The sequence below is a fragment of the Aeromonas sp. R1-1 genome, from assembly GCF_040908495.1.
Taxonomy (GTDB): domain Bacteria; phylum Pseudomonadota; class Gammaproteobacteria; order Enterobacterales; family Aeromonadaceae; genus Aeromonas; species Aeromonas veronii.
Genome location: NZ_JBFODV010000062.1, coordinates 1 through 4530, shown reverse-complemented (window position 1 = coordinate 4530; position 4530 = coordinate 1). Strand labels below are relative to the sequence as shown.

The window sequence follows — 4530 nt, the reverse complement described above, 5'->3', positions numbered from 1 at the left end:
CATAGACCTTGGTCGGCGCGACCATCGGCGTTTTCACCAGCGGCATATTGATGATGGAGAAGCTCACCCCTTTATCGGCAAACTCGGAGGCGGCAGTCCGCACCCAGGCATCGAGGGCAGATTTGGAGGCAACATAGGCGGAGAAGCGCGGCGCATTGGTCAACACCCCGATGGAGGAGATGTTGATGATGTGGCCTTTCTTCTTCTCGATCATGGTGGGCAGCACCCCCATGATCACCTTGAGCGCGCCGAAGTAGTTGAGCTGCATGGTGCGCTCCAGATCGTGGAAGCGATCGAAGGAGTCCTCGATGGAGCGGCGGATGGAGCGGCCGGCATTGTTGACCAGAATATCGACGCCGCCGTGATCGGCCACGATGCGAGCGGTGAGCTCCTCGGCCTGGGCCAGATTGGAGAGATCCCCCTGATAGATCTCGATGGTCAGACCCAGCTCGGCAAATTCAGCTTTAGTCTCGGCAATCTTCTGCTCGTCGCGGGCGATGGTCACGACGTTGGCCCCTGCCCCCGCCAGCTTGCGTGCGGTTGCTCGGCCAATACCGGAGGTGGCCCCGGTCACCAGCACCACCTTGCCCTCTACCCGACCACGCAGGGAGCGATCGATGAAGAGCTCCGGGTCGAGGTGACGCTCCCAGTAGTCCCACAGCCGCCAGGCGTAGCTGTGCAGCGGCGGCACTTCGATACCGGTCCCTTTCAGTACCCGCTGGGTTTCGCGACTGTCGAAACGGGTGGGATAGCTGATAAGGCGGAACACATCCTTGGGCAGACCCAGATCGGCGATGGCGGCATCGCGAATGCGGCGCACTGGTGCCATGGTCATCAGCATGGCGGTCAGGTGGCGGGGAATGAAGTTAAAGAGAGAGGCGTTGATGCGGATCGCAGGCTCCGGCGCATGGGCGGCGCGGGAGAAGGTGCTCAGCATATCGCCAACCCGCATAGGATTGGGGTCGGTCAGGTGGAAGGTTTTGTTCTCCTCTCCCTCCTGATGGGCGATATGCACCATGGCATCGACCACAAAGTTGACCGGCACGATATTGATGCGCCCGCCCTCAACCCCGATGGCCGGCATCCAGGGCGGCAGCAGACGACGCAGCTTCTGGATGGTCTTGAAGAAGTAGTAAGGGCCGTCGATCTTGTCCATCTCGCCGGTGTTGGAGTCACCGACAACGATCCCCGGTCGATAGACTCGCCACGGAACTGTGCACTCATTGCGCACAATCCCTTCCGCTTCGTGCTTGGTCTGGAAGTAAGGCATGTCGAGGTGCTCTGCCTCATCGAACATGTCCTCGCGAAACAGACCGTCGAACAGACCCGCTGCAGCGATGGAGCTGCAGTGGTGGAACTGTCCCGCCCCCAGCCGCTCGGCAAGTTGAACAGCCTGACGGGTCCCTTCGGTGTTGACCTGCTGCTGGATCCCTGCCTTGGCGTTCAGATCATAGATGGCAGCCAGATGGAAGAAGTGGTCTATCTTGCCGATCAACTGCTCCTGCATCTCGACCGATACCCCCAGCAGCGGTTGCGTCATGTCGCCAAAAACCGGGACTGCACGCGATTCATCCACATTCCAGAATGCAAATAACTCCGGCAATTTATCCTGATGAGAGGCGCGCATCAGAAAATAGACGATACAGTCGGGATGCTGTTGGAATAACTTTTTGATCAATCGACGCCCGATAAAACCACTACCGCCAGTAATGAAATAGTTCATAAAGAGAATCCTGCTACTGATTAGGGTGTTACTAGGTTGTTAGATATATCACGATTCATATGGGAATCCGCAATTTGATTGTCGGTTCGTGAGCAAACCCTAATTTCGGTGGTGTGCCTGTTCCGTTATTAGGTAGAACCCTCTATTTTTTCTCCCTAGACTGAAGTTGAAAAATCAGTAATGCCACAACCCGATTGCAGTTTCGTTGTCGCCATTACATTTAACTGTCGTTATTCAAGGAGAAGATCATGGCTAAGAAATTGAAAGCGCTGGCAGGGTCAGTGACCGACAACCAACTCACCTCCACCATCAAGGAGTCCACCCAGCAGATCTGGTTGGCGGGTCTGGGTGCCTATGCCAAGGCGCAGGAAGAAGGTGGCAAGATCTTTGAAGCCCTGGTGCAGGAAGGTGAAGCGCTGCAAGCAAAAACCCGTCAGAGCGCAGATGAGAAGATTGCCGCTGTGACCGACAAGACCGCCAATACCTGGGGTCGTCTGGAGCAGGTGTTTGAAGACCGCGTGGCCCGCGCTGTGGCCAGCCTCGGCATTCCGACCCGCAAGGATATCGACAAGCTCTCCAAGCGCATGGCCGAGCTGACCGACGTGGTCCAGCAACTGCTGGATGCGCAGGAAGAGGAGGCTCCTGCCGCTGAAGCCAAACCGGCTGCAGCCAAAAAGCCCGCTGCCCGCAAGCCTCCGGTAAAGAAGGCACCGGTAGCCAAGGCTAAAGAGGCCGTGGTTGAGCAGGCCGCCGATCTCCTCTCCGCCGCCGAAGACGCGGTGAAAGAGGTGAAGGCCAAAGCAGAGAGCGTCCTGCCCTGATCCCTCGTGGTGACGGAAGGTGATTGATACCGGCCCATGCCCTGTGCTGGGCCGGTCTTGTCATGGTGAATGTCATGGATAGGGAGGCGACGCTATGAGTACCATCGCAATTGCCCTTGCTGGCGGCGGGCCGCTCGGCGGCATCTACGAGATCGGTGCCTGCGCAGCCCTCTCTGACAGCATCAACGGCCTGCGCCTTGACCATGCTGATATCTATGTTGGCGTCAGTTCGGGGGCCGTGGTGGCCTCGGCGCTGGCCAACGGCATCTCGCCGGCAAAGCTGGTGCGGATCCTGCTTAGCGATGATTCGGGGGAGATGTTTGACCCGGCCACCTTGCTGCGACCCGCCTTTCGTGAATATGCCGACCGCCTGACCTCGATCCCGCCACTGGCGTGGCAGAGCCTGACCTACTATCTGGCGGCCCCCTGGAAGCGCAGCCTGTTTGAATCGCTGCAGGGGCTCTCCAAGGCCATTCCGACCGGACTGTTCGACAACCGCGGGGTGGATCGCACCCTGACCCAGTTTTTTTCTCGCCCCGGCCGCAGCAACGATTTCCGCCAGCTGCGCAGTCGACTGTTTGTGGTCGCTACCGAACTCGACACCGGTCATCCGGTTGCCTTCGGCAGCCCGGGGCTCGATGACGTGCCCATCTCGGCGGCGGTACAGGCGTCAGCCGCCCTGCCCGGCCTCTTTCCCCCTTCATTGATCAACGGTCGTTACTATGTGGACGGGGCGCTGATCAAGACCCTGCACGCTTCGGTAGCGCTGGAGGAGGGGGCGGATCTGGTGTTCTGCATCAATCCGCTGGTGCCTTATGATGCGGACATGGCCGCCGGCGCGCCGACCAATCTGGTGGACAGCGGTCTGCCGGTGGTACTGGCCCAGACCTTTCGCGCCATCATCCACTCCCGCATGCATGTGGGGATGGATCGCTACAAACACCAATATCCCGACGCCGACGCCCTGCTGTTTGAGCCCTCTTCTGCTGATGGCGAGATGTTCTTCACCAATGTGTTCAGTTATCGGGATCGTCGCCGTCTCTGCGAGCACGCTTACCAGCATACCCGCCGTGATCTCTGGCAGCGTCGTGACGAGCTGGCGCCGGTGCTGGCCAAGCATGGCCTTGAGCTCAATCTGGCCGCGCTGGCCGATGAAGATCGCACCCTGCTGGCCCCTGGCATTGGCTCGGTCGCCGCCCTCGACAAGTCGCTGGAGCAGTTGCAGCACTGGCTTGCCAAACGCTATCGCCACGGCGTGCGCCGTTCATCACCAAAGGAGTAGCATGGATCGCAAACCCAAACGTCGTACCCGGGAGCGGATCCTGACCACTGCCCTCGCCTGCTTCAATCGACAAGGGGAACCCAGCGTCACCACCTCGGCCATTGCGGCCGAGATGGAGATCAGCCAGGGCAATCTCTACTACCACTTCCACAGCAAGGAGGAGATCGTCAACGCCCTGTTCTGCGAATTTGAACAGCAGATGGATCGCCTGCTGGAGGCGGTCAGCTCCCCGTCCGATGAGCCCGAAGATATCTGGCTCTTTCTCCACCTGATGTTTGAAGCCATCTGGCAGTACCGTTTCCTCTACTACGATATTGCGACCCTGATGAGTGGTTATCATCAGGTGGAACAGCGTTTTTCCGCCCTGCTGCGCCGCAAGGAGCTGACCGCCATCGCCATTTGCAACCATCTGCAAACGGTCGGGCTGATGGAGGGCACGGCGCAACAGATGCGCACGCTGGCGGCCAATGTGGCGCTGGTTGGCACATTCTGGATCTCTTATCAGCGGGCACTGCACCCCAAGGCGGACGCCGATATTGCCCTCGGCGTCTTTCAGGTGATGCAGCTGGTCGCACCCTATTTGCGGGCCGATGCCCGCGCTCATCTGGGCGCCCTCGCCCACCACTACACCGACAAGGTTTGATTCACATGCTACAGGGAGAACAAGCATGACCACTTCACAACTCGAATTTGTCCCCTTCCCC

General features: G+C 59.2%; 4 protein-coding genes. 3 read left to right on the top strand and 1 reads right to left on the bottom strand.

What is annotated here, in order from left to right; genetic code table 11:
• Window positions 1–1723 (bottom strand): SDR family oxidoreductase (locus tag AB5Y92_RS03570; protein ID WP_368225578.1); only part of this gene is annotated, 1723 nt, incomplete at its 3' end.
• A 248-nt stretch (window positions 1724–1971) separates the two neighbouring features.
• Between AB5Y92_RS03570 and AB5Y92_RS03565 the strand changes: the two genes are divergently transcribed.
• The 3 genes from AB5Y92_RS03565 (at window position 1972) to AB5Y92_RS03555 (ending at window position 4469) form a co-directional block, all read left to right on the top strand.
• On the top strand, window positions 1972–2544 hold the full coding sequence (locus AB5Y92_RS03565; RefSeq protein ID WP_005333118.1) for a phasin family protein: 573 nt from the start codon (window positions 1972–1974) through the stop codon (window positions 2542–2544).
• 94 nt (window positions 2545–2638) lie between these two features.
• Window positions 2639–3826: a patatin-like phospholipase family protein gene (locus tag AB5Y92_RS03560; protein ID WP_040065538.1), complete on the top strand. Its 1188-nt coding sequence runs from the start codon at window positions 2639–2641 to the stop codon at window positions 3824–3826.
• 1 nt (window position 3827) lies between these two features.
• Complete coding sequence (locus AB5Y92_RS03555) at window positions 3828–4469, top strand: TetR/AcrR family transcriptional regulator (RefSeq protein WP_245096604.1); 642 nt, start codon at window positions 3828–3830, stop codon at window positions 4467–4469.
• The last annotated feature ends 61 nt before the right edge of the window (window positions 4470–4530 follow it).

Coding starts and splice junctions, on each gene's coding strand:
- AB5Y92_RS03565 (WP_005333118.1), top strand. CDS start 1,972: ATGGCTAAGAAATTGAAAGCGCTGGCAGGGTCAGTGACCGACAACCAA.
- AB5Y92_RS03555 (WP_245096604.1), top strand. CDS start 3,828: ATGGATCGCAAACCCAAACGTCGTACCCGGGAGCGGATCCTGACCACT.
- AB5Y92_RS03560 (WP_040065538.1), top strand. CDS start 2,639: ATGAGTACCATCGCAATTGCCCTTGCTGGCGGCGGGCCGCTCGGCGGC.